Below are 25,988 nucleotides of genomic sequence, written 5' to 3' on the forward strand. Positions count from 1 at the left end.
CCAAAGAGAAGAAAACAGTCGATGCTTTACCACGCGTGGCCGAAACGGCGACGCATGAAAAACGCGCTTGGGGGGATGGGCGTGAAAGTGTTGGTGATCGGGAGAGGCGGACGCGAGCACGCCATCGCTTGGAAACTTGCCCAAAGCGATAAAGTCGAAGAAATTTTCGCGGCTCCGGGCAATGACGGGATGGCGAATGTGGCCCGCCGCGTCCCCATCCATGAGAATGAATGGGATCGTTTGATCGAATTCGCGAAAAAAGAGGCGATCGCTTTGACCGTCGTCGGCCCCGAGCAGCCGTTGGTTGACGGGATCGCCGACCGCTTCCGGACGGAGGGCTTGGCGATTTTCGGTCCGTCAAAAGCCGCGGCGATGATCGAAGGAAGCAAATCCTTCGCGAAACGGCTGATGAAAGAATACGGCATTCCGACGGCGGATTACGCCTCGTTTCGAGATTATGAGGCGGCGGTCGACTATGTGAAAAGGCGGGGGGCGCCGATCGTCATCAAGGCGGACGGGCTGGCCGCGGGCAAAGGCGTCACCGTGGCGATGTCGGTGGACGAAGCGCTCGGCGCCCTCTCCGACATGATGGAAAACCAAGTGTTCGGCCACGCGGGCGCGGCGGTGGTCATTGAGGATTATCTCGAAGGGGAGGAGTTTTCTTTGATGGCCTTCGTCTCCGGGGAACGCGTGTATCCGATGGTCATCGCCCAAGACCATAAGCGCGTTTATGAAGGGGATCAAGGCCCGAATACCGGCGGGATGGGCGCTTATTCTCCCGTTCCGCAGCTTCCCGGCGACGCCGTCGCCGTGTCCGTCGAACGCATCTTGAAACCGGTCGCGCGCGCGTTGGTGAAAGAAGGCCGGCCGTACAGCGGGGTCTTGTATGCGGGGTTGATGTGGACGAACGAAGGCCCGAAAGTGATTGAATTCAATTGCCGTTTCGGCGATCCGGAGACGCAAGTGGTCTTGCCCCGTCTGGAATCGGATTTGTTTGACGCGCTGCTGGCGATCGCGCGGGGCGAAGAGCCGGAGCTGACATGGAGCGATCGGGCGGTGTGCGGCATCGTTCTCGCCTCCGAAGGCTATCCCGGAGACTATCAGAAAGGCGCGGTCATTAGAGGCTTAGATGCGTTGGAAAAAGAAACGCTCGTGTTCCATGCGGGGACAAAAAGGGCAGACGGACGCTGGATCGCCGACGGCGGCCGCGTCCTGCTCGTTGCGTGCAGGGATGCCGAGTTATGCAAAGCGACGGCAAAAGCGCGGTCCGAAGCCGAGAAACTGAAGCAGCCCGGCCTCTTTTTCCGCCGCGACATCGGCTGGCGCGCTTTAAAAACCAATGGGGGCTTTTCCGCAACGGTTCGGAACGGATGACGGCCAATAAGGTACAAGTTTTATAGAGAATCTCTAACATCGAGAAGTGAATGGTGGCGAGGGGGCTTTAGGCTCTCTCTTTTTTTTACTCAGAAAAAGCAAGGAAGGCCGTCGCGCACAGCCCCATCTCACACCCCCATCGCATCGTAAACCGTTGCGGCGCAAACGGATTCGGCCGCGGCGGCTCCATTTTTTAAGTGCATGTCACGGCGTTCGGCCGCATGCGGACATCCCGCTTCGGTTTTTTCACATCCAATTGATAAAGACATTCGTGCTTTACAGCATGAAAGTGTATAATGGGAAATGACGGAATGTTTGCAAACGGGGAAGTTCAGCGGACGCGAGTCATTAACAATTGGGGGGACTAAGATGGGTTTTTATTTTCCATGGGATCGCGAAGCGCTTCGGCGGCAGGCGGCGATCGTCGCCGGCAAAGCGGCGCCGACGTTGGTGCTGTCGGGCGCCGAATATCTCAACGCATCGCTCAAGGCGTGGGAGCGGGCGAACATTTGGATCGATCGCGACCGTATCGTCTATGTCGGCGAACGAATGCCGTTGGAATCGGCGGACACCGAAATCATCGATTGTTCCGGATATGTGCTCGTTCCCGGTTACATCGAGCCGCATGCCCACCCGTTCCAACTATATAATCCTTGGACGTTTGCCGCTTACGCCGCCGAAAGAGGGACGACGACGCTCATCGCCGACAATCTTGTCTTTTTCACGGAGCTGTCGGATGACGATGCGTTTTCGATCGTTGAACGGCTGGCGGACGGACCGACGACTTGGTTTTGGTGGTGCCGTTATGATGCCCAGACGTTGCTGCGCGATCAGCCGTTCAACAGTGAACGCATCCGCAAATGGCTCGAGCATCCGCTCGTCATCCAAGGCGGAGAACTGACGGGCTGGCCGAGCGTGCTGCAAGGAGACGACGATATCCTCGAGTGGATGATCGCGACGAAAAAGGCCGGCAAAACGATCGAAGGCCATTTGCCCGGCGCTTCGGAAAAAACGTTGACGCAGCTCGAACTCTTGGGCGTGGACTGCGACCACGAAGCGATGACCGGTGAAGAAGCTTGGCGCCGGCTCCGTCTCGGTCTGTCCACGTCGCTCCGCTACTCGTCGATCCGCCCCGATCTGCCGGACATCTTGAGAGATTTGCTCGCCCGCGGGGTGAAACATTTCGATCGCTTGTACATGACCACGGACGGCTCAACGCCGGCCTTTTACGAACAAGGCATCATGGATCGCACGGTGGAAATCGCCCTGGAACAAGGCGTGCCCGAAATCGAGGCTTATCTTATGGCGACGGCCAACCCCGCGCGCCATTACGGGATCCACCGCATGGTCGGAGAAATCGCGCCCGGCCGGTTGGCCCATATCAACATCCTTGAGGCGAAGGATAAGCCGACGCCGGTTTCGATATTGGCCAAAGGCCGTTGGGTGAAGCGGGACGCGCGCCGTGCTATCCGGAAACCGGCCTATCCGTGTGCGAGGCGCTCGGCGGGTTTTCCATCGATTGGGATTTGGATCCGGCCGAGCTCGAACCCGATACTCCTGTCGGCATCGACATGGTGAACGCGGTCATCACACAGCCGTTCACCGCGGAAGCGCCGGTTGGAGAAGAACCGCCTGAAGGCGTCCATTATCTCACGCTGTACGGCAGGGACGGCCGGTGGAAATTGAGCACATGGCTCAAAGGCTTCGGCGACCGGATCGCCGGATTTGCCAGCAGCTACTCCTCAACCGGGGATATTCTATTGATCGGGAAAAACAAGACCGACATGGTGACGGCGTTCCAACGAATGAAGGCGATCGGCGGCGGGATGGTGCTCGTGGAAGACGGCCGGGTGCTCGCGGAAATCCCTCTGGCGATCCGCGGGTGGGTGTCCGATAAACCGCTCCCTGAATTGATGGAGGAAGAGCGGGCGCTGACCGCGCTTTTGCGCGCGCGCGGATACCGCTTCGCCGATCCCGTCTATACGTTGCTGTTTTTGTCCGCCACCCATTTGCCTTATATCCGATTGACGCAGCGGGGATTGGTCGACGTCATGAAGCGGGAAGTCCTCGTTCCGGCGATCGAGCGATAAAAGCGGCCGATCCGATGATTGATTTTTGGATGTTTTGCAGTTTGTCATGACCTGAACACGCCGGATGGCGAATTTGAGACGAACCGGAGGGAGTTTAATGAATCAGCGTCGGCGCCGCATGGTCGGGGGGCTAATGATCGCCGTATTGCTGCTTTCCGCGTGTCGGGGCGAAACGCTTGACGGCCAAAAAAAGCGGATTACGAAGCCTTCTGAAAGGCCGAATGTGGCGGAGAAGACGGAAATCTATCCGCTGACGGGCCTGCCGGCGGACGAAGCAGGTCTTCATCGCCGCGCCGTCGGCGTCATGGTGAACAACCACAGCCAGGCACGGCCGCAGTCCGGCCTGTATAAAGCCGATATCGTTTATGAAGCGTTAACGGAGGGGCGCATCACCCGTTTTCTCGCGATTTTCCAAAGCCAAACGCCCGATGTCATCGGCCCGGTGCGCAGCGCCCGTCCCTACTTTATAGAATTGAACAACGGCTACGGCGCCATCTATGTCGCCCACGGTTGGAGTCCGGACGCCAAGAAAATGCTGGAGTCCGGCGGTACCGACTACATTCAAGGGCTGTATCATGACGGCACGTGGTTCAAACGGGTCGCGTTTCGAAAGGCGCCGCACAATTCCTACATCCCCTACAAAAATATTATAAAAGGCGCGGAAGAAAGCGGTTTTCCCCTGACGCAGACGTTCGCTGCGCTCCCGTTTTATAAGAGCGATGAAGAGAAAAACATCCCGGGTGAACCGGCGCAAAAAATGACGATCACCTATTCAAATGACTATGTCGTCGGCTACAATTACAATTCGGAAGACGGTTTGTACTACCGCGAAGTGAATGGGGAGCCGATGCGGGACCGGGAGACGAACACCCCCGTCACGGCGGCCAATGTGTTTGTCGTCAGCGCCGATCACCGTTTCATCGATGCGTACCGCCGCACCATCGATTTAAAGTCGGGCGGGCCTGCTTACTTGTTTCAAAAGGGAAAATGGCGCGCCGTCACTTGGAAAAACGTCGATGGACGCCTTCTGCCTTATGACGGTGACCGCCCGTTGAAATGGGTGCCCGGCCGGACCTGGATCCATATCGTCGAATCCGACCCAGGGCTGGCTCACGTCGTCAAGATTGACGGACAGAAAGGCTGAAAAGCGTGCGGCTTGCGGCGCCCCGCGCCGAGACGGATGGACAATGAACCACTTTTGCGAGAAACTCTTGTTTGGAGATCCGTGCTAAAACCGTTTGGCCTGCCCGGCCCGCCGCCGGGGCGTGGGCCGGGCCGCCTTTTATCTTGCCGGATGAAAGAAAATCCAAACATCCGATCGGCCGATGCGCGGCGGACGCGCCGACGCGGCCATTCCATACGATAAGTCTTTGATCTATCCGGGAACCACAAGGCCCAGCGTTTGCACCCGACTCATGATAAATTTCATCCAGACATCTGCGGAAGGAGGCATGGTCTTTCATGCAAATCGACAAACTGCGCGGACCGGCTTTAGATCAACTCTTTGAAGCGATCTTATCCCTTAAAGACATTGAAGAATGCTATCGGTTTTTCGATGATTTATGCACGATGGGCGAAATTCAATCGCTCGCCCAGCGCTATGACGTCGCGCGCATGCTCATCGACGGGTATACCTATCAAAAAATCGAAAAAGAAACCGGCGCGAGCGCCGCGACCATCTCGCGCGTCAAGCGCTGCATCAAGTTCGGCAATGACGGCTATCAAATGACGCTCTCGCGGATACGAAACAAAGAAGAGCATTCGCAACAATCAGGAATTCCGGAAAATGGGCCCGAGCAAGCGGGCTCCGACGGCGAAGAAGTGAAGGCCGCCGGCGAAGCGGCCGTGGAATCAAAAGGCGGACAAGACGTCTGACCGATTCGTATGCCGGTCGATCATGAGAACGGCTTGGCAGATAAGGGCTGTGCGTCGAGGCCGGGCGCAAAACCCCCGGCCGTTTGTTTAAAGAGACGCGCTTTTATATTTCCCGCCCCGCGTTTTCCCTCCCGTTCGGCCGCGGCTTTCGAACCGGGCGGCGGCCGCTCGCTTTTCGCCCCCATACCTTACTAACGTTTCGCGCGGCGCCGGCTCGCGCTTTTTTTTTGCCCGCGTCCCCTTGCGCCGTCATCTTTGCCTTCCCGGGGAGGCATCGAGAGGGCCGCTCCTTCAATGTATAACGGCATGCATTCGAGGAAAATGAAACAGAATGCAAACAGGACCAGGTTTTCCATAGGTCTTCCTTTTATTTAAAAAACGCATCCGCTTAAACCTTTCAACCTGCAAATGATCCTCGGGAAGCCGGATAAAAGAATGCCGGCCGCTTCCGGGATTTCCCGCTTCGGCATGGCGGAAAAGCACCCGGTTTTATGTTAAAATCCTTCTAGAGTGTCTTGGGAGGATGAACGATGAACCTGTATGAAGCATGGGAGCATGTGTTTAAACTGGATCCCAATAAAGATATAGATGATCAGGCCTTGGAAGCCCTGTGCGAATCGGGGACCGACGCGATCATCGTCGGCGGCACCGACGGGGTCACGCTCGACAACACGTTGGACCTATTGAGCCGCGTTCGCCGTTACAGCGTGGATTGCGCGCTCGAAATTTCGACGCTTGAAGCGGTGACCCCGGGATTCGACCATTATTTCATTCCCACCGTTCTGAACGCGGCGTCGGCCGATTGGATCGTCGGCCGCCACCATGAAGCGGTAAAAACGTTCCGCGATACGATCCATTGGAACGAGGTGACGGCCGAAGGGTATTGCGTCCTGAATCCCGATGCGAAAGTGGCGGAGCTGACGGGGGCGCGCACCGGCCTTGACGCGGACGACATCGTCGCCTATGCGATTCTCGCCGAGCGTTTGTTCCATTTGCCGATTTTCTATTTGGAATACAGCGGCGCTTACGGCGATGCGGCGGTCGTGGAACAGGTGAAAAAATTCTTGGCCCAAACCCGGCTTTTTTACGGCGGCGGCATCGACGGCCCGGACAAGGCCGCGGAAATGGCGCGCCATGCGGATACCGTGGTCGTCGGCAATCTGATTTATACCGATCTGAAGGCGGCGCTTGAGACGGTGGAGGCTGTCAAAAACGTCAAAGCCCGTGGGGCGAACCCTCTGCCGGACGGCGACAATGCTTGACATACCGCCAAATGAGCGAACGGCAAACGCCTGGAAAAAGAGGCGCCAAAGGCGTCTTGCTTACATAGGGAGGAAACGAACGTGCAAGATTTGGCGGACAATTTGTTAAACGGTTTGAACCCTGAACAACGGGAAGCGGTCAAACATACGGAGGGGCCGCTTTTGATCATGGCTGGCGCCGGGAGCGGCAAGACGCGGGTGCTCACTCACCGAATCGCTTATCTTTTGATTGAGAAAGAAGTCGCCCCGTGGAATATCCTCGCGATCACGTTTACCAATAAGGCGGCGAAGGAAATGCAGGACCGCCTCCGCCAGCTGACGGGGCCGCTCGCGGATGACCTTTGGGTGTCCACTTTCCATTCGATGTGCGTGCGCATCCTGCGCCGCGACGCCGACCGCATCGGCATCAACCGGAATTTTACGATCCTCGATTCGACCGACCAACAGTCGGTGATGAAGCAAATCCTGAACGATTTGAACATCGATTCAAAAAAATTCAATCCGCGCGCCATCCTCGGCACGATCAGCGCGGCGAAAAACGAGCTGAAAACCGCTGAAGACTTTGCGAAAACGGCGAAAGGGCCTTATGAAGAAATCGTCCGCGACGCCTACTTCGAATACGAAAAGCGGCTGTTGAAAAACCATTCGCTGGATTTTGACGATTTGATCATGACGACGATTCATCTGTTCCGGCGTGTGCCTGAAACGCTGGAGTACTATCGCCGCAAATTCCAATACATTCATGTTGACGAATATCAGGATACGAACCATGCCCAGTATACGTTGGTCAATCTCCTCGCCGGACGGTTCCGAAACCTCTGCGTCGTCGGCGACTCGGACCAATCGATTTACCGTTGGCGCGGCGCCGATATCCGCAACATCCTCGATTTCGAAAAAGATTACCCGGATGCCAAAGTGATTTTGCTCGAACAAAACTATCGCTCGACGAAAAAAATCTTGGAAGCGGCCAACGCGGTCATCGATCATAACGTGAACCGCAAGCCGAAAAGATTGTGGACGGAAAACGAGGACGGCCGGCCGATCGAATACTACCGCGCCGACAACGAACGGGATGAAGGCCGCTACATCGCGGGCAAAATCAAAGAACTGAGCAAAGAAGGCTTCAAATATCAAGACATCGCCGTCCTCTATCGGACGAACGCCCAATCGCGCGTCATTGAAGAAATGCTCATGGAAGCCAACATCCCCTATCGGATGGTCGGCGCCATCAAATTCTATGAACGCAAGGAAATCAAAGATTTGCTGGCGTACTTGCGCTTGATCGCCAATCCCGACGACGACATCAGCTTCGCCCGCATCGTCAACGTGCCGAAACGCGGCATCGGCGCTGCATCGCTTGATAAGTTGGCCGAGTACGCATTGGAAAACGACCTTTCGCTCATGGGCGCGATTCAGGAGATCGAGATGACCGGCGTCTCCAAGCGGGCGGCCGCCGCGCTGTCGGCGTTCGCCGAGCAAATTTTCAACTGGTCGCGCATGCAGGAATATTTGTCCGTCACAGAGCTCGTCGAAGAAGTGCTCGACAAAAGCGGTTACCGCCAAGCTTTAAAAGATGAGCGGACGCTGGAAGCGCAGAGCCGGCTGGAAAACCTCGACGAATTTTTGTCGGTCACGAAGGCGTTTGAAGCGGAGAACGATGACAAATCGCTCGTCGCCTTCCTGACGGAGCTCGCCTTGGACAGTGATTATGCAGCCGAAGAAGAAGCGGGTGGGGCGCCGAATGACGGCGTGACGCTTATGACGCTTCACGCCGCAAAAGGATTGGAGTTTCCCGTCGTCTTTTTGGCCGGCATGGAGGAAGGCGTCTTCCCCCACATCCGTTCTCTCAGCGAGGACGAAGAAATGGAAGAAGAACGCCGCCTCGCCTACGTCGGCATCACGAGGGCGGAAAAACGGCTGTATCTCACGAACGCCCGCTTGCGGACGTTGTTCGGCACCACCAACATGAATCCCGAATCGCGGTTTATCGAAGAAATTCCCGATCATTTGATCGAGAAGACCGAAGCGGACGGGTCCTCGGCATGGGGCGTCGGCTTTTTTGACCGGACGCCGGGCATGCCGAGGGCGGTTTCGCGCCCCGCAGCCTCCAAGAAAAACGTCAATCCGGAAACGGAATGGTCGGTCGGCGATCGCTTGCGCCACAAAAAATGGGGGGAAGGCACGGTGGTGTCGGTCAAAGGGGAAGGAAACGCCCTCGAGCTCGACATCGCTTTCCCGAAACCGACCGGCATCAAACGGGTGCTCGCCTCATTTGCGCCTATTGAAAAGGTAGATTAAGGAGGAAATCCGCTTGGATAAGAACATAACGGATCGCGTGCGGCGATTGCGAGAACTCCTTGATAAATACAACTATGAATACCATGTGCTCGACAATCCGAGCGTGCCGGACAGCGAATACGACCGGTTGATGCAAGAATTGATCGAACTGGAAACCCGTTATCCCGAACTCGTCACCCCCGATTCCCCGACCCAGCGCGTCGGGGGCGAGCCGCTGAAGGCGTTTAAGAAAGTGACGCACAAAACGCCGATGCTCAGCTTAAGCAATGCCTTTAATGAGGGGGACTTGCGCGATTTCGACCGCCGTGTCCGCCAAGCGGTCGGCGATGAGGTGTCGTATGTGTGCGAGTTAAAAATCGACGGGCTCGCCGTCTCGCTCACGTATGAGGAGGGACTCTTTGTATTGGGCGCGACGCGCGGGGACGGGACGACCGGTGAAGACATCACCCAAAATTTGAAGACGATCCGTTCGCTCCCGCTCCGATTGAAAGAACCCGTCGATTTGGAAGTGCGCGGGGAGGTGTACATGCCGAGGCGTTCCTTCGAGCGCCTCAATAAGAAACGTGAGGCCGAAGGCGAGACCCTTTTCGCCAACCCGCGCAACGCTGCGGCCGGCTCGCTCCGCCAGCTGGATCCGAAAATTGCTGCCGAACGCCAGCTCGACATTTTTCTCTATCAAATCGGCTCGGCCCCCGGCCGCGCGCTCAGAACGCACAGCGAAGGGCTGGAATGGCTGAAAGCGTTGGGGTTGAAAACCAATCCCGAGTGGCGGCGTTGTGCGACCATCGACGACGTCTTAGACTATATTGACTATTGGACGAAAAAGCGGCCCGAACTCGCCTATGACATCGACGGGATCGTCATCAAGGTCGATGACCTCGACCAGCAAAGACGGCTCGGGTTTACCGCCAAAAGCCCGCGCTGGGCGATCGCTTATAAGTTCCCGGCCGAAGAAGTCGTCACGACGTTGGAAGACATCGAACTCACCGTCGGCCGCACCGGCGTCATCACCCCGACCGCGGTGCTGAAGCCGGTTCAAGTCGCGGGGACGACGGTCAGCCGCGCCACCTTGCACAATGAAGATCTCATTCGCGAAAAGGACATCCGCATCGGAGACCACGTCATTGTCCATAAAGCCGGGGACATCATTCCCGAAGTCGTCGGAGTGCTTTTCGATCGCCGGACCGGAAACGAGGTGCCGTATCGGATGCCCGACCGCTGTCCGGAATGCGAAGGCGAACTCGTGCGTTTGGAAGGGGAAGTGGCCCTTCGGTGCATCAATCCAAAATGTCCGGCGCAGATCCGCGAAGGGCTGATCCATTTTGTCTCGCGCAATGCGATGAATATTGAAGGACTCGGGGAAAAGGTCATCACGCAATTGTTCGAGCGGGATTTGATTCACGATGTCGCCGATCTTTATGCCTTAAAATATGAGGATTTAATTAAAATGGAGCGAATGGGCGACAAATCCGCGAATAATTTATTGGCGGCGATCGCCGCATCGAAAGAAAATTCATTGGAGCGCCTCTTGTTCGGGCTCGGCATTCGTTACGTCGGCGAAAAGGCGGCCAAGACGCTCGCTCAAGCGTTCGGCCACATCGATCGCTTGATCGCCGCGACGAAAGAGGAATTGCTCGCCGTCGATGAAGTCGGGGAAAAAATGGCTGACTCCATTCGCACTTTCTTTGACAATCCGGACTGTCTGGCGCTTATCGATGAGTTGAAAGCCCACGGAGTGAATATGGCCTATAAAGGGCCGGCCCCGTCGGACGAAAGCGCCGCCGACTCGCCGTTTAACGGTAAAACCGTCGTCCTCACCGGCAAACTCGAAGCCATGTCGAGAGGCGAAGCGCAAAAAGAAATCGAGCGGCGCGGCGGCAAGGTCACCGGCAGCGTGAGCCGGAAGACCGATCTCGTCATCGCCGGTTCCGACGCGGGTTCGAAGCTTTCGAAAGCGCGCGAATTGGGCGTTGAAGTATGGGATGAAGCGCGTTTTTTGGAAGCCTTAAAATCGTGAGGAGTGGAACGTGTTGAAAGGAAAGATATTGGGAGTCGCAATCGCTTGCACCCTGTTGGCAATGACCGCCTGCTCGGCGCCCTGGTCTGCCCAAAAGGAAGGCCAAGTCCTTAAAGGTTCTTCCAAAGGCGGACAAAAAGTGACGGTCATTCCTCAAGAAAGCAGCCAAGATTACCGGACGATTCACGCCGACCAATCAAGCGATTTGCGCGGATACATTCAGTATGGCGTCGACAACCGCGTCGATATCGATGAAATGGAAGAAGGCTTAATGCGCCTGTCGAAAGACGCATTTAAGCCCGATGAATATTATTTTCAGCAGGGCAATTACATCAAACCGAACGTCATCGATGACATGCTCTCAAGAAAGGGCGACAAAGCCCATCCCGGTGGATTGAATCCGCCGCTCGGCAAAGGCAAGGACTTGGGGGAACAAGCCTCCGCTCACCCCAAGGTGCTCAGCTATGTGCTCGAGCAAGATTACTTGGTTAAGGCCGGCGATAATTCATACAAACTCGGCGGCGTTTCTTTGGCGGTATCCGTAAACTCCGTTTATACAGAAAGCCTTTATAATAAAAAAGACGGAAAGACGTACACGGCTGACGTCACGTTGGATAAGAGCAAGGCGATGGCCGAGGGCAAGACCTACGCGCAGAAGGTTTTGGAACGCGTTCGGAAGATTAAGGGGCTGGAGAATGTGCCGATTTTCATTGCCCTCTACATCGAAGCGCCGCCCGGTTCATACGTTCCCGGCCATTTTTACGCGAAAACGCTCGTCGGAAAAGGCCAGTCGGCCATCGGCAAATGGCAATCCGTCAATGAAGATTACGCCATGTTCCCGACGGCGGAAGCGGATGATAAATACAAAACGGACAGCGCCAAATTCGCCAAGTTTAAAGAGGATGTGGAAAAATATTTCCCGAATTCCATCGGCATCATCGGCAAAGGCTTCTATAAAGACGGCGAGCTCAGCGAGCTGACGGTGACGATCAACATTCGCTTTTACGACAAGACCGAAGTGATTTCGTTCGCCAATTACGTCTCCTCGCTTCTGCAAAGCCGGTTCCCATTTTCGCAACACCTGCCCGTTCAAATTTACATCAATTCCGTCGATCAGCCGGAGGCCATCATCGTCAAGCAGCCGGATATGGACAAACCGTTCGTGCACATCTATAAATTGTATCAATAGCGGGAGGTCCCAGCGGGACTTGTTCCCGCTTTTTTTATTTCAAAATGAAAAAGCGGCCGTCAGTCCATTAAACGAATGGAACATCGGCCCGAATAATACAATACCCATTTGCAAAACCATGGGGTGACCGTTCGGAGAAAATGGGAGAAAAAGCGCTTGTTTGGAGAAAAACGGGACCCAACGGCCGCCGCGGATCGCTAGGCGCGGGGCTGGATCCCACATCGCATGGTCGGCCTGCCATTATGTCGCGTCATCATCCTTCGGCTTTGCGACATACTCGTTCGGAAGGCCTTCACCGTGGACGTTGTGGTTTTTTAACGCGCTCAGACGCCCGTTTCGCGATTCACCGCCGTGCACCTTTATCCGGCTTTGCCCGTTGTTGTCGTTGCCGTCTCGAAAGTCTTTTCTCTTGCCATCGTCGGCCATTTTGCTTCCCCTTTCATCCGGATTGAACATACAAGTATATCCTTTGGAGGCGGATGCGGTTTTATGCCGACACACCAAATGGTAGAAATTTCCGCAAAATTGAATGCCCTTGAAAAGTACGATATAATAAATTTGTATGAAACAGAGATTGGGTACCGTCCCGTAAAATTTTTCCGGTGTGTTGAAACCGCTTTAAAAGGGAGGTTTTCAAAGTGATACCATATCGGCACGAACCGACGTATGACTTTTCTAAGGAAGAAAATAAAGCGGCCATTCAAGCGGCGCTTGATAAAGTGCAAGCCGAACTCGGCAAGCATTACGATCTCATCATCGGCGGGGAACGCATCACGACCGAAGAAAAAATCGTATCGATCAATCCGGCGAAGAAGGATGAGGTCATCGGCACCGTCTCGAAGGCCAACAAAGAGCTTGCGGAAAAAGCGATGCAAACCGCGCTCGAAGCGTTTGAATCTTGGAGAAAATGGGATCCGCGGGACCGCGCGGACATCCTCTTTAAAGCGGCCGCCATCGTTCGCCGCCGCAAACACGAATTTTCCGCCTGGATGGTGCTCGAGGCCGGCAAGCCCTGGGCGGAAGCCGACGGCGATACATCCGAAGCCATCGACTTCATGGAATATTACGCCCGGCAAATGCTGCGCTTGAGCCGCCCGCAGGAAATGCTCGCGGAAGCCGGCGAACACAATGAAATGTTTTATCAGCCGATGGGCGTCGGCGTCATCATTCCGCCGTGGAACTTCCCGCTTGCGATCATGTGCGGCATGACCGTCTCCGCCGTCGTCACCGGCAATACGGTGCTTTTGAAACCGGCGAGCAACACGCCCGTCGTCGCCGCTAAATTTGTTGAAGTGCTGGAAGAAGCGGGTCTGCCGGCCGGCGTCGTCAACTACATTCCGGGCAGCGGCGCGGAAGTCGGCGACTATCTCGTCGATCACCCGAAAACCCGTTTCGTCAGCTTTACCGGTTCCCGCGAAGTCGGCACGCGCATTTATGAACGCGCCGCGAAAGTTCAAAAAGGCCAAATTTGGCTCAAGCGCGTCGTTGCGGAAATGGGCGGCAAGGACACCATCGTCGTCGATCAAGATGCGGATCTCGATCTCGCGGCACAATCGATCGTTTATTCCGCGTTCGGCTATGCGGGCCAAAAATGTTCCGCCTGCTCGCGCGTCGTCGCCCATCAAGACGTCTACGACGACGTGCTGAAGAAGACGGTGGAACTCGCCAAGACGCTGACCGTCGGCGAACCGAAGGACGGCAACTATATGGGGCCGGTGATCGATAAAGCCGCGTTCGATAAAATCGCGGAATACATCGAAATCGGCAAACAAGAAGGCGAGCTCGTCCTCGGCGGCAAAGTCGATGATTCCAAAGGCTTCTTCATCGAACCGACGATTTTCGCCGGCCTGAAACCGACGGATCGCCTGATGCAGGAAGAGATTTTCGGCCCGGTCGTCGCCTTCTGCAAAGCCAAGGATTTCGACGAAGCGCTCGCCATTGCGAACAATACGGAATACGCCTTGACCGGTTCGCTGATTTCGAACAACCGCGAACATATCGCCCGCGCCCGCCGCGACTTCCAAGTCGGCAACCTGTACATCAACCGCGGGTGCACCGGCTCGATCGTCGGTTACCAACCGTTCGGCGGCTTCAAGATGTCCGGCACGGATGCGAAAGCCGGCGGCCCCGATTATCTCTTGAACTTCATGGAAGCGAAAACGTACACGGAAAAATTGTAAACGCCCCAAGATACAACCCTCTCTCGTTCCGGGAGAGGGTTTTGCTGTGAAGTTTCCCTCTCGGCTTGAACATGGCGGTTGCCCCTTTGCGGGTTATGAATAACTTGAAGAAAGACGACGTTCGACCGGTCCGCCGTTCGGGTCCGAACCGGCTTGCCGAGCCGATTGGTCGACTTCTACGTCTGTGATATAATCAATTTAATGAACATTTATATGAACACAAGAACACTCGGATCTACAGGGATGGAGTGTCGGTCGTGAGTCTGCAATTGAACTTGGCGTTTGTGGCCGCCGCTGACGATGAGACGGGCTTCTTTTTATGGCTTTCCCGTCCGGACGGATCGTTTGACCAACAAAACAATAAAAACTTAAAGCTCCAGTTATCCGTCATTCCGATATGGCGGCGACTTTTGTCCGGCTCGGAAGTCCGGCCGGCCTCGCTGACGATGGAAAAAGCGTCGGGCGACTTCGATGCGGAAGGGCTGATCGTGCCGATGGCGACGGCGTTTGACTTTCTTGTGGATCATGCCTTTGCCCGCCATCTCCCGCCTTGGATGGCCCCCGGTCCGACCTGGCATTTCTTTGCAGACATCGCCGACGCGATCGCTCTTCTCCTCGAAAACGACCGCTATCGCCCCCATCTGCTGACGGTGGATAAAGGCGGCATCGTCTATCTGGCCGCCCACTGGGTGTTGGATAAAGCGCCGCTGGAACGGGCGGGACTCCTCTCCGAGTGGCTGCACCGCATCCCCGAAGAGGCGCTTATGCCGAAGGCGATCGCCCAGCAACCGCTCCATCGCTGGCTTTCCGCTTTTCTGGACGGCTGGGGAGACAGCCTCATCCGCCGCACGCTTCAGCGCGCCTATGCCTCCCACCTAAAAGATTGGCCGGAATTCGAATATCATGGATCGGCCGCAAGCGCGTGGTTTTATCACCTCGTGTATGGCGGGGGCGGGTTTTATATGTCTTCCGCCGAGCCGGAAACGAAAGCGCTCATGCATGGCTTTAAGGAACGCATCCGGCGGTTTGTCGGCGCCGCGCCGGATCAAGCGGATGTCGCGGCGCTTGCGGCTTTTAAGTTTTCTTATTTCACCGAACGTTTGGCGCCGCAGTCGGTCGCCGTGCGCCTGGCGCCCGTTCATCGCGACGATCCGTTTCGCGCGGGTGGCGCGTGGGAAGCGGAATTGGCGGTGGAAGTCATGCGCAGCGACGGGGACGCCCCCGAGTGGCTCCCTCTCGCGGATGTGGCGGAGCGCGCGCCGGCATGGATCGATTGGCTTGACGCGCGCGTCCAGGATTTGATGCGGTTTAACGGCAGACTCCACTTTTTAGATGCCGATGGCCCGATCGCGTTGACGACGGAAGACGTCATCGATTTGGTCAATCATCGCGATGGCTTGCGGGAGCGGGACATCGCCATCCTTTTTCCCGATTGGATGAAAGTCCGCGATCGGCGCCGGTCACCGGTCGCCATGCGCCTCTCCGTGAGGGCGGACGGCCGCGCTTTTTCCTTTGATTCCATGGTTTCCTTTAATTGGCGGCTCTCGGTCGGCGACCTGGCTTTGACGGCGGAACAATTTGAAACCTTGGTCCGCGAACAGCGCCGCTTTATTCAGAACGGCGACGAGTGGGTGGAACTTCCGCTCGAAAAGCTGAACGCCATCTATGCCCGTCTGAAAGAAGCCGGAGGAAGCTTGAAAGCGTCCGGGCGGTTGTCCGAGGCCATGCGGCTGTCGCTCGCCCAAGGCGACGGGGAAGACGGCTTGTCGATCGAAATGTCGGAAGAGGTCGAACGCTTCCTCGAATCCGTCATGAAAAGGCCGGACCGCAATCTCCCCGTTCCGCCCGGTTTGAATGGCGCGCTTCGCCCCTACCAAAAGCGCGGATACACTTGGCTTGTCGCCATGCGGGAAAAGGGGGCCGGCGCCTGCCTTGCCGATGACATGGGGCTCGGCAAAACCGTGCAGACGATCGCTTATCTCTTGAATGGAAAAGAAGCGCATCCGGGCGAGCCGGCGCTGATCGTCTGCCCGACGTCGGTGCTCGGAAACTGGGAGCGGGAATTGCGGGCATTTTCCCCGTCTTTAAAGGTTTACGTCCATCACGGGGCCGAGCGGGCGGTGGGCGAAGTTTTTCTGAAGAAATTGCGTGAGGTGGACGTCGTCGTCACGAGCTACGCCCTCGTCGTCAAAGATGCTGATTGGCTGAACGCCGTTCCTTTTTCCTCGCTCATTCTCGACGAGGCGCAGGCGATCAAAAATCCGGCGGCGAAAAAAAAGCCGCGCACTTCGCCGGTTTCATGCCCGGCACCGCCTGGCGCTGACCGGGACGCCGATTGAAAACCGCCTGGAAGAATTGTGGTCGATCATGGACTTTTTAAATCCGGGCTATCTCGGGCCGCTCGCCGCGTTCCGCAAGGCGTTCATCCACCCGATCGAAAAAAAGGGAGATGAAAAACGCGCCGCCCTTTTAAAACGGTTAATCCGGCCCTTCCTTCTAAGGCGGGAAAAGACGGATAAAAGAATCATTCAAGATTTGCCCGATAAAAACGAGCGCAAGATTTACTGCCAACTAAACGAGGAGCAGGCGTCCCTTTATCAATCGGTTGTCGACGATCTGATGGAGAAAATGACGCAGTCGGCGGGCATCCGCCGCAAAGGCCTGATTTTGTCGGCGCTCTCGAAGCTCAAGCAAATTTGCGATCATCCGGCGCTCATTACGAAAAAAACGGCGCTCGCCACGCCCGGCAAACTGGCGGCGTTGACGGAACTCTTGACGCCGATTTTCGCGGCCGGACAGAGCGCGCTCGTCTTTACCCAATATGTGCGGATGGGCGAACTGCTCGTCCGCTTTGTGAAAGAAAAGGCTCCCGACTGCCCGGTATATTTTCTCCACGGCGCGTCCCGGTGAAAAAGCGGGAAGAAATGATCCGCGCCTTTCAATCGTTGGAAGGTTCCGGGATCTTCATTCTTTCCCTTCGTGCGGGCGGTTTCGGGCTCAATCTGACGAACGCCAACCACGTCATTCATTTTGACCGGTGGTGGAATCCGGCGGTCGAAGATCAGGCGACCGACCGAACGTACCGGATCGGCCAAGAGCAGGACGTCCACGTTTATAAATTGATCACGGAAGGCACGCTGGAGAAGAGGATCGACGACTTGATCGAAAAGAAAAAAGGCTTGGCCGATCAAATTTTGGGCGGCGGTGATGCCTGGGTGACCGAAATGAGCGATGAAGAAATCTACGATCTTGTCCGCTTGAGAGGGAAGGTGCTGGCATAATGGCCGACGTGTCGGCTTACGTGCGCGATCGCCGCTTTCGCGCGTGGTTGAAACGCTTTTTCAGCCTCGCCGATCCGGCGAGGCGGCGCCGCGGTGAACTTTTATATACGGAGGGGCGCGTGCTCGATCTGAAGGAGAAAGCGTTCGGCTTTACCGCCGATGTCAAAGGATCCGAACTTTACCAAGTCTCGGCCTTTTTCAACAGCCCGGCGGGAGCGGAGCTGCCGGATTTGGACGACGTGTTGTTCACGTGTACGTGTCCGGACGGCGCCGTGCCCTGCAAACATATCGTCGCCGCCGTGCTGAAATGGGCGGTGCACGCCGACCGCGTCAAAGCGGTGACGGAACGGCTGGCGGGCTTGCACGCCGAACGGGCGCCTCAGGGGATCAAAAAACTTGAGGAAATTTTGCGGGCGACCGACCCGGTTCGGTTCGGCGAGGAGAGCGAAGTCGCCTGGCCGTTTCAGCCCCCTCTCCACAAAGTGATGCAAGATATTCAAACGATCGTGAAAGCCGACATTAAAAAGCGCCGGTCATAAGGCGGTTTTTGGAGCGGACGCCGGTCTGCCCCCGCGGCGGCGGAGAAAAAGCGTCGGTGGTGTGGGGGGATCGTTTGCCGGCACGCTTCGTTATTTGGTATCATCAAACTATTGATTGGACGTGTATGCGGAGGTGAGAATGGTGGCGCGCATTACGAAAGAACAGGTGGAACACGTCGCCGATCTGGCACGGCTCGCTTTCACCGATGAAGAAATCGCCGTGTTTACGAAAGATCTCGGCGACATCATCGCTTTTGCCGAACAGCTCAATGAGCTGGATACCGACGGCATCGAAGAAACGACGCACGTTTTAAATATCGCAAACGTCATGCGTCCCGACGAGGTGCGCGAGTCGATTTCCCGTGAAGAGGCACTGCTCAATGCGCCCGACAAGCGGGACGGACAGGTCAGAGTGCCGAACATTCTCGAAGGTTGACGAACAGCGTCCGGCTGCTTGCGCGGTCGGCCAACGTGACCGTCCGGGCAAAGCCGGCCCTTGTTTGCGCACCTTTGGGTCAAACCAATAGATGGCTATAAACAGAGGAGGGAAGACGGTGCCGCTTTTTGAAGAAGGTTATCAAGCGATCCAAGAGCGTTTACATAAAAAAGAGATTTCCGTTTCCGATCTCGTCGATGAAGCCTATGAAAAAATCGCCGCTTACGACTGCCAAATCGGCGCTTTTTTGACGCTGAATGAAGAAGATGCCCGCGCCGTGGCGAAAACCCTTGACGAAGAAGGCTATTCCGAAGAAGCCGCCCTTTTTGGGCTTCCGATCGGCATCAAGGACAACATCGTGACGAAAGGCTTAAAAACGACGTGCGCGAGCCGTTTGCTCGAAAATTTCATTCCGCTTTATGACGCGACCGTCATCAGCAAAATTAAAGAACAAAAAGGGATCATCATCGGCAAGCTGAACATGGACGAGTTTGCCATGGGGTCTTCCAACGAAAATTCCGGATTTCACGTCACGCGCAATCCGTGGGATCTTGAACGCGTGCCCGGCGGTTCGAGCGGCGGTTCGGCGGCGGCTGTCGCCGCCGGCATGGTGCCTTTCGCCCTCGGTTCGGACACCGGGGGATCGATCCGGCAGCCGGCCGCTTTTTGCGGCGTCGTCGGCATGAAACCGACATACGGCCGCGTGTCGCGGTTCGGGCTCGTGGCTTTCGCCTCGTCCCTGGATCAAATCGGGCCGATCACCCGCACGGTGGCGGACAATGCCTATTTGCTGCAAGCCATCGCCGGCGTCGATCCTTACGATTCGACGTCCGCCGATGTGGACGTGCCGGATTATACGAGCGCGCTCACGGGCGACGTCAAGGGCTTGAAAATCGCGGTGCCGAAGGAATACTTGGGCGAAGGCGTCGACGAAGGCGTACGGCGCGCCGTGCAAAACGCGCTGGCGCAATTGGAAGCGCTCGGCGCCGCATGGGAAGAAGTGTCGCTTCCTCACTCTAAATACGCGGTTGCCACTTATTACTTGCTCGCTTCCTCGGAAGCTTCGGCGAACCTCGCCCGTTTTGACGGCGTTCGCTACGGCGTGCGCCAGGAAGCCGACAATTTAATGGATATGTACAAAAAGACGCGGAGCGCGGGCTTCGGCGCCGAAGTCAAGCGCCGCATCATGCTCGGCACGTTCGCGCTCAGCTCCGGCTATTACGACGCCTATTATAAAAAGGCGCAAAAAGTCCGGACGCTCATCAAACGCGACTTTGAAAACGTGTTGGAAAAATACGACGTGATCATCGGGCCGACGACGCCGACTCCGGCTTTCAAGATCGGCGAAAAAATCGATGATCCGCTCACCATGTACGCCAACGACATTTTGACGATCCCGGTCAACCTCGCCGGCGTGCCCGCGATCAGTGTGCCTTGCGGATTGTCCGACGGGCTCCCGGTCGGTTTGCAAATCATCGGCAAACCCTTTGACGAAGCCACGGTTTACCGCGTCGCTTTCGCCTATGAACAAGCGGCGAACTGGAACCTTACGCCGGATCTGAAAGGGGTGTCTGGCTGATGAATTTTGAAACGATCATCGGGCTGGAAGTCCACGTGGAATTGAAAACGAAATCGAAAATCTTTTGCGGCTGCTCGACCGAGTTCGGCGCGCCGCCCAACACGCACACGTGCCCGATTTGCCTCGGCCATCCCGGCGTGCTCCCGGTGTTGAACAAAGAAGCCGTCGAACTGGCGATGCGGGCGGCGATGGCGCTGAACTGCGAGATTGCGACGGACACGAAGTTTGACCGGAAAAACTATTTTTATCCCGACAACCCGAAAGCCTACCAAATTTCGCAATACGACCAGCCGATCGGCCGGAACGGTTACATCGAGATTGAAGTAAACGGGAAGAAAAAACGCATCGGCATTACCCGTCTTCACCTGGAAGAAGACGCCGGCAAGCTGACCCACCATGATGACGGTTCACTCGTCGACTTTAACCGCGTCGGCACGCCGCTCATCGAAATCGTCTCCGAGCCGGACATCCGTTCGCCCGAAGAGGCTTACGCTTATTTGGAAAAACTGAAGGCGATCATGCAGTACACCGGCGTCTCCGATTGCAAGATGGAAGAAGGCTCGCTGCGCTGCGACGCCAACTTGTCGCTCCGCCCGTACGGCCAAGAAGCTTTCGGCACGAAGACGGAGTTGAAAAACTTGAACTCCTTCAACTTCGTGCAAAAGGGGCTCGAATACGAGCGCGACCGTCAAGCGCGCATCTTGCTTTCCGGCGGCGTTATCCGCCAAGAAACCCGCCGCTTTGATGAAGCGACGAAAACGACGGTGCTGATGCGCGTCAAAGAAGGTTCGGAGGATTACCGCTATTTTCCGGAGCCCGATCTCGTCAAGCTGCACATCGACGACGCGTGGAAGGAAAGAGTCCGCGCCCAAATTCCGGAGCTTCCGGATGCCCGGAAAGCCCGTTACATCAATGAACTCGGCTTACCGGCGTACGACGCGATGGTGCTCACCCAATCCAAGGACGTCTCCGACTTTTTCGAAGCGACGATCGCGGCCGGCGCCGACGCGAAGCAGGCGTCCAACTGGATCATGGGCGAAGTGATGGCTTATTTGAACGCTGAAGCGAAGGAGATCACCGAAGTTCCGCTGACGCCCGAAGCGCTCGCCAAGCTCATCGCCTTGATCGAGAAAGGGACGATTTCTTCCAAAATCGCGAAAAAGGTGTTTAAAGAGCTGATGAAAAACGGCGGCGATCCGGAAAAAATCGTCAAGGAAAAAGGCCTCGTGCAAATTTCCGATGAAGCCCAGCTGCGCGAGATCATCCTGCCGATTCTGGACGCCAATGAGCAATCGATCATCGACTATAAAAACGGCAAGGACCGCGCCTTGGGCTTCCTTGTCGGCGAAGTCATGAAAAAGACGCGCGGCCAAGCGAACCCACCGATGGTCAACAAAATTATTTTGGAAGAAATTGCCAAACGTTAAACGACTGCTTCTATCTATCTGTAATTCTCTTTTCAAACGGCCTCCCCGCATTCTCCCGCGGGGAGGCTTTTTTTTGGTTCCGATCCGCTGGCTGCGTGAAGGCTGACCGCGATCCCGCCGCGTTGATTTCTGACGGTCCCCGCCCGCCGCCTACCAGAAGGCCGTTGTCCCGATAGAGAGGCGCGCCAAACGATCGAAGCAAAAAAGGGATTTTTCGTTTCGTTATCGAAACATGTACATAGCTTTGAAGAATATACATGAATAGCATCACGTCGAGTCACCGGTCACATGGCGGCCTGCGCCTTAGGGCGTCCTACATCCCGTTTTTTCAACACAAAACATCCATAAATGATGGGAAAATTGGCGTTTGCAGCGGTCGGCGCCGTCATTGGCGCTGCCTCATCCATGCGCCGGCGGCGGCATGGAAGCGCGAAGCAAACGCGCGCAAAAACGGAGGTGGCTTATGTGGGTTTGGATCATTTGTTTTCTCCTTTTCAGCTCGCCGGTTTGACGCTGCCGAATCGCGTCATCATGGGCTCGATGCACGTCGGATTGGAAGGCGCGGACGACAGCGGCGAAGCGCTCGTTGCCTTTTATAAAACGCGCGCCAAGAAAGGCGGGCCGGGATTAATCGTGACGGGCGGCATTTCCGTGTCGCCGGAAGGTGAAGGCGGCTTGCATTTCCTCGGGTTTTACCGCAAACGCGACGCCGCCATCATGAAAAAAATCACGGCGGGCGTCCATGAAGTCGGCGGACGGATCGCCGCTCAGTTGTTTCATGCCGGACGCTATGCCGAGCCGCTCATTACCGGCCGCCCGGCGGTGGCGCCGGCGGCGAAGCGCTCCCCGATTCATCGCCACACGCCTGAAGCCTTGTCCGGGCCGGAGATTGAACGCCTGATTGACTGTTTTGCCGAAGCGGCCAAACAGGCGGTCGAACTCGGATTTGACGCCGTTGAAATCATGGGGTCGGAAGGGTATTTGCTGAATCAGTTTCTGTCGCCCGTGACGAATGACCGAGAAGACGATTGGGGCGGTACGTTTGAAAAACGCATGCGCTTTCCGCTTCGCGTCATGGAAGCCGTCCGCAAAAGCGTCGGCCCGGATGTCCCGGTCATCTTCCGGATGTCGGGCGCCGACCTCATCCCGGGAAGCACGACCGCAGCCGAGACGATTCAATTTGCCCAGGCGCTCGAAATGGTGGGGGCGGATGCCCTGAACATCGGCATCGGCTGGCATGAGTCGCAAGTGCCGACGATTTCCATGATGGTGCCGCGCGCCGGGTTCATCGAGGTGGCGGAGCGGATCAAGCGGCACGTCCATATTCCCGTCATCGGCAGCAACCGCATCAACGATCCGCGCCTCGCCGACCTGCTGATCGCCCGCGGCGCGTGCGATTTCGTCTCTATGGCCCGCCCGTTTCTCGCCGACCCCGATCTTCTGCAAAAAGCGGCGAACGGCGAGTATGAGCGGATCAACATGTGCATCGCCTGCAACCAGGCTTGCCTCGACCACGTTTTCGAAGGCCGGCCGGCGTCCTGTCTCGTCAACCCTAGAGCCGGCCGGGAGTCGATCTGGCGATTGGAAAAGTCGGCGCGCCCGAAAAAGATCGCCGTCGTCGGCGGCGGGCCCGCCGGTTTGGAAGCCGCCCGCGCGCTTGCCGAAAAAGGGGAAAACGTGACGCTGTATGAAGCGTCCGGGGCGTTGGGCGGTCAATTGCTTTATGCGAAAAGGGTCCCCATGAAGGGGGAGTTCAACGAAACCCTCCGTTATTACCGGGCCGAACTCGCGCGCTTGGGCGTCGACGTCAAACTGGGGCATGAAGTGAGCGCCGATGAGCTGTTGCGCGAAGGCTTTGAAGAGGCGGTGATTGCCGTCGGCGTCCGGCCGAGGGTGCCGGACATTGCCGGCGTAGACAGCCCCCATGTCCTGACCTATCCGGAAGCGTTTGAACATCCGGAACGCGTCGGCCGCGACGTCGCGATCATCGGCGCCGGCGGTGTCGGCTGCGACGTCGCCCACTTTTTATCGGCGCAAGGGACGCACCGCATCACGCTCATGAGGCGGCGCGGCAAAATGGGCGAAGGCCTCGGCAAAACGACGCGCTGGGCGCTCGTCCAGCACTTGAGCCAAAGCGGGGTCGTCTTCCTCAACGAATTGACTTATAAAGCGATTCGCCCCGAAGGCGTCGTCATCGAACGGACGAAGGCCGGCAGTACGAAAGAAGAATTGATCAAAGCGGACACCGTCATCATTGCCGCCGGCCAGGAAGCGCGTGCGTTCCAAGGCCTCGACAGGTTGAAAGCAGTGGGCGTCAAGGTGACGGTGATCGGCGGGGCGAGGCAACCGGGGGAACTGGACGCGAAACGCGCGATCTATGAAGGAGCGAGCTTGGCCTATACGGTTGCGGCGGACCGCCATGCGCTTTATTGAAAATGGTTTTATCCCCGCGGCCGGGATTTGCCGTTTCGCGAATCGGGGCCTTTTGAATCGGGGGGTCTTTCATTGGCCAGAGATGGTTTGCAGGCGGTATTCTAGAAGGGGAAGTCCCATGGACGGTCTTCCGGGGCGCACGGGCGGAAGGAGGGAGCGACGGATCGACCGCTTTGCATGACTTTATCGAACTATCCCATGTTTCCTTCTGAGACGGGATGAAAGGAAAGGAGCGATCGACGTGAGATATACGTCACTGCAGAAAACGGATTTTCAAATTTCGGTCATCGGCATCGGCACGAACAAAGTCGGCGGGCATAACTATTTCAAGGATTTAAACGAAGAGGAAGGCAAAGCTTTCGTTAAAGAGGCCATCCGTCTAGGCGTGAACTTTATCGACACCGCCGACGTTTACGGCCACGGCCGTTCCGAGGAACTGATCGGCGAAGCGTTGAAGGAAATCGGCGTCAAGCGGGAAGAGCTGTTCATCGCGACGAAGGGCGGATGCCAATGGGGAGCGGACGGGAGCACCCGCATCAACAACCGCCCCGAATATCTCCGGAGCGCGTTGGAAGCGAGCTTAAAAAGATTGCAGACGGACTACGTCGATCTGTACTATCTTCACTTCCCGGACAACGAAACGCCGATTGCCGAGTCCGTCGGGGAACTGGCGCGCTTGCAGGAGGAAGGAAAAATCCGGGCGATCGGTGTCTCGAACTTGTCGCTCGAACAATTGCAGGAAGCCGACCGGACCGCGGCGGTCACCGCGCTGCAGGCGGCTTACAATATGTTTGACCGCTCGGTGGAGGCCGACGTGCTGCCTTACTGCGCGCAACACGGCATCTCCTTCATCCCGTATTTTCCGCTTGCCTCCGGGCTGTTGAGCGGAAAATACAAGGTCGGTGATCCCGCGATCCGGAGGATGAGCCAAGAAGAGTTCGATGAAAAGGTCAACATCGCGGAGCGACTGAAAGGCGTCGCCGCGGAAAAACAAACGACGCTCCCGAACTTGGCGCTCGCCTGGCTGCTCGCTCAAGACGGCGTTGACGCCGTCATCCCCGGCGGCCGCCGCCCCGACCACATTCGCGGCCTCATCGAAGCCGCCGAAATCGAACTGTCCGCTTCGGACATCGAACGGATCGACGCAATTTTAAAGGGCCGGGCCGATTAAAACCATTTCAGGGTGCCAAAACGGATGAACCCGTTTTGGCCTCTTTTCTCTTAAACGGCGAAATACGCGCTGCCTTGATTGTCCCTTTACGACGTGAGGCTTCCCTTGTTTTGTATGTGGGCCGACGAACGTCAGCGGATGGATAAATTTTATTGCGGGGCCATGATAAGCTAAAAATAACAGAAAATATAGATTTATTGAATTCCGGCGATTTTCGTTGAATTCTTTGGGACTTTTATTGAATTTCCCGTGGTTTTCGTTGAATTCCGGGCAATTTTTGTTGAATCGTTCCTCGTATGCATTGAGAATCGGTGCGCATGGGCGTCAGACGGCACGCTCGGCATCGCAAAAAGTGATTAAAATTTACCCTTATAATGTATATTTACAACTAAATGATGGTTAAACCGAGCTTAAACCGTCCACCTGAGCCATCATGTTCCTTATTTTATTGTGATTTCATTGCCATTTTTAACCCCGAGCGATCAATTTGGCGGGATCCATTTCGAGCAGGCATTCTAGTGATCTATAATTGGTCGATATCCATAGAAAATGCTTCTTTAAGCCCCCGTCTTCCTTCAGGCGTCACTTCGATGGCGCGCGTGGCGGGCAAGCGCTTAATCCAATTTAATTCGAGAAGCCTCTCCAAGAGGGCGTTTCCCAAGGCGCCGCCCAAGTGAGGGCGCCTTTCGCTCCAGAGCCTCAATCATCTCAAAATCTGATCGCCTTACAGCTCCCGTTTAAATTGGCCAGCCGCTCTTCCTTTTCTTTTCGCGGCGTTTCCAGTATAATAGCCATGGACGAGCAGCTTCCCCGGATCGGGGGCTGTCTTTTTATGTT

Annotated in this window: 19 protein-coding genes and 2 pseudogenes; 19 read left to right on the plus strand and 2 right to left on the minus strand. The window is 56.4% G+C overall.

Features of this window, described 5'->3' with window-relative positions; all coding sequences use genetic code 11:
• Nucleotides 1-81 precede the first annotated feature (81 nt).
• The 9 genes and pseudogenes from purD to CCB157_RS02150 all read left to right on the plus strand — a co-directional run bounded on the left by purD (nucleotide 82) and on the right by CCB157_RS02150 (nucleotide 12,105).
• Complete coding sequence (gene purD, locus CCB157_RS02115; protein WP_077614303.1) at nucleotides 82-1,374, plus strand: phosphoribosylamine--glycine ligase; 1,293 nt, start codon at nucleotides 82-84, stop codon at nucleotides 1,372-1,374.
• Between the two features lie 369 nt (nucleotides 1,375-1,743).
• Nucleotides 1,744-2,952, plus strand: a complete 1,209-nt coding sequence (locus CCB157_RS02120; protein ID WP_369688649.1) for an amidohydrolase family protein — start codon at nucleotides 1,744-1,746, stop codon at nucleotides 2,950-2,952.
• Nucleotides 2,862-3,464: an adenine deaminase C-terminal domain-containing protein gene (locus CCB157_RS18285; protein WP_369688650.1), complete on the plus strand. Its 603-nt coding sequence runs from the start codon at nucleotides 2,862-2,864 to the stop codon at nucleotides 3,462-3,464. Before CCB157_RS02120 ends, CCB157_RS18285 begins: the two co-directional genes overlap by 91 nt.
• 97 nt (nucleotides 3,465-3,561) lie before the next feature.
• On the plus strand, nucleotides 3,562-4,608 hold the full coding sequence (locus tag CCB157_RS02125; RefSeq protein ID WP_158077171.1) for a DUF3048 domain-containing protein: 1,047 nt from the start codon (nucleotides 3,562-3,564) through the stop codon (nucleotides 4,606-4,608).
• Nucleotides 4,609-4,925: 317 nt separating this feature from the next.
• Nucleotides 4,926-5,219, plus strand: a pseudogene (locus tag CCB157_RS02130) (YerC/YecD family TrpR-related protein); the annotation flags it as partial.
• 650 nt (nucleotides 5,220-5,869) lie between these two features.
• A complete protein-coding gene (gene pcrB, locus CCB157_RS02135; RefSeq protein ID WP_077614281.1) occupies nucleotides 5,870-6,601 on the plus strand; it encodes a heptaprenylglyceryl phosphate synthase in 732 nt (243 codons plus the stop codon).
• A gap of 81 nt (nucleotides 6,602-6,682) precedes the next feature.
• Nucleotides 6,683-8,899 carry a DNA helicase PcrA gene (pcrA, locus tag CCB157_RS02140; RefSeq protein ID WP_077614282.1) on the plus strand — a complete coding sequence of 739 codons (2,217 nt, stop codon included), beginning with the start codon at nucleotides 6,683-6,685 and terminating at the stop codon, nucleotides 8,897-8,899.
• Nucleotides 8,900-8,912: 13 nt separating this feature from the next.
• Nucleotides 8,913-10,916: an NAD-dependent DNA ligase LigA gene (ligA, locus tag CCB157_RS02145; protein ID WP_077614283.1), complete on the plus strand. Its 2,004-nt coding sequence runs from the start codon at nucleotides 8,913-8,915 to the stop codon at nucleotides 10,914-10,916.
• Between the two features lie 13 nt (nucleotides 10,917-10,929).
• Entirely contained in the window at nucleotides 10,930-12,105 is a 1,176-nt protein-coding gene (locus CCB157_RS02150) for a CamS family sex pheromone protein (protein ID WP_077614284.1), read from the plus strand.
• Between the two features lie 240 nt (nucleotides 12,106-12,345).
• On the opposite strand, the gene CCB157_RS02155 is transcribed toward CCB157_RS02150, so the two are convergent.
• Entirely contained in the window at nucleotides 12,346-12,561 is a 216-nt protein-coding gene (locus tag CCB157_RS02155) for a hypothetical protein (RefSeq protein ID WP_077614285.1), read from the minus strand.
• A 182-nt stretch (nucleotides 12,562-12,743) separates the two neighbouring features.
• Here CCB157_RS02155 and pruA point away from each other — a divergent pair, with 182 nt between their 5' ends.
• From pruA to CCB157_RS02205, 10 genes are all read left to right on the plus strand, one after another.
• The gene (gene pruA / locus CCB157_RS02160; RefSeq protein WP_077614286.1) at nucleotides 12,744-14,285 is read left to right on the plus strand and encodes an L-glutamate gamma-semialdehyde dehydrogenase; all 1,542 of its coding nucleotides are present in this window, start codon (nucleotides 12,744-12,746) and stop codon (nucleotides 14,283-14,285) included.
• Nucleotides 14,286-14,542: 257 nt separating this feature from the next.
• The gene (locus CCB157_RS18185) at nucleotides 14,543-16,624 is read left to right on the plus strand and encodes a DEAD/DEAH box helicase (protein WP_077614287.1); all 2,082 of its coding nucleotides are present in this window, start codon (nucleotides 14,543-14,545) and stop codon (nucleotides 16,622-16,624) included.
• Nucleotides 16,605-17,195, plus strand: a complete 591-nt coding sequence (locus CCB157_RS18190; protein ID WP_274519609.1) for a DEAD/DEAH box helicase — start codon at nucleotides 16,605-16,607, stop codon at nucleotides 17,193-17,195. The genes CCB157_RS18185 and CCB157_RS18190 overlap by 20 nt, the downstream gene beginning before the upstream one ends.
• Nucleotides 17,192-17,566: a helicase-related protein gene (locus CCB157_RS02175; protein ID WP_077614289.1), complete on the plus strand. Its 375-nt coding sequence runs from the start codon at nucleotides 17,192-17,194 to the stop codon at nucleotides 17,564-17,566. Before CCB157_RS18190 ends, CCB157_RS02175 begins: the two co-directional genes overlap by 4 nt.
• Nucleotides 17,566-18,105, plus strand: coding sequence for an SWIM zinc finger family protein (locus CCB157_RS02180; RefSeq protein ID WP_077614290.1), 540 nt, complete (start codon nucleotides 17,566-17,568; stop codon nucleotides 18,103-18,105). Before CCB157_RS02175 ends, CCB157_RS02180 begins: the two co-directional genes overlap by 1 nt.
• Nucleotides 18,106-18,247: 142 nt before the next feature.
• The gene (gene gatC / locus CCB157_RS02185) at nucleotides 18,248-18,541 is read left to right on the plus strand and encodes an Asp-tRNA(Asn)/Glu-tRNA(Gln) amidotransferase subunit GatC (RefSeq protein ID WP_077614305.1); all 294 of its coding nucleotides are present in this window, start codon (nucleotides 18,248-18,250) and stop codon (nucleotides 18,539-18,541) included.
• A 118-nt stretch (nucleotides 18,542-18,659) separates the two neighbouring features.
• Entirely contained in the window at nucleotides 18,660-20,120 is a 1,461-nt protein-coding gene (gene gatA, locus CCB157_RS02190; RefSeq protein WP_077614291.1) for an Asp-tRNA(Asn)/Glu-tRNA(Gln) amidotransferase subunit GatA, read from the plus strand.
• On the plus strand, nucleotides 20,120-21,547 hold the full coding sequence (gene gatB / locus CCB157_RS02195) for an Asp-tRNA(Asn)/Glu-tRNA(Gln) amidotransferase subunit GatB (RefSeq protein WP_077614292.1): 1,428 nt from the start codon (nucleotides 20,120-20,122) through the stop codon (nucleotides 21,545-21,547). The genes gatA and gatB overlap by 1 nt, the downstream gene beginning before the upstream one ends.
• Before the next feature lie 465 nt (nucleotides 21,548-22,012).
• On the plus strand, nucleotides 22,013-23,980 hold the full coding sequence (locus tag CCB157_RS02200; RefSeq protein WP_077614306.1) for an NADPH-dependent 2,4-dienoyl-CoA reductase: 1,968 nt from the start codon (nucleotides 22,013-22,015) through the stop codon (nucleotides 23,978-23,980).
• Nucleotides 23,981-24,221: 241 nt separating this feature from the next.
• Nucleotides 24,222-25,151 (plus strand): aldo/keto reductase, encoded by a 930-nt coding sequence (locus tag CCB157_RS02205; RefSeq protein ID WP_077614293.1) that lies wholly within the window; start codon nucleotides 24,222-24,224, stop codon nucleotides 25,149-25,151.
• Nucleotides 25,152-25,674: 523 nt separating this feature from the next.
• Here CCB157_RS02205 and CCB157_RS17925 read toward each other — a convergent pair.
• Nucleotides 25,675-25,845, minus strand: a pseudogene (locus CCB157_RS17925) (transcriptional regulator); the annotation flags it as partial.
• Between the last annotated feature and the right edge of the window lie 143 nt (nucleotides 25,846-25,988).

This window comes from Caenibacillus caldisaponilyticus (genome assembly GCF_002003465.1).
In the GTDB taxonomy this organism is placed as follows: Bacteria; Bacillota; Bacilli; order Bacillales; family Sporolactobacillaceae; genus Caenibacillus; species Caenibacillus caldisaponilyticus.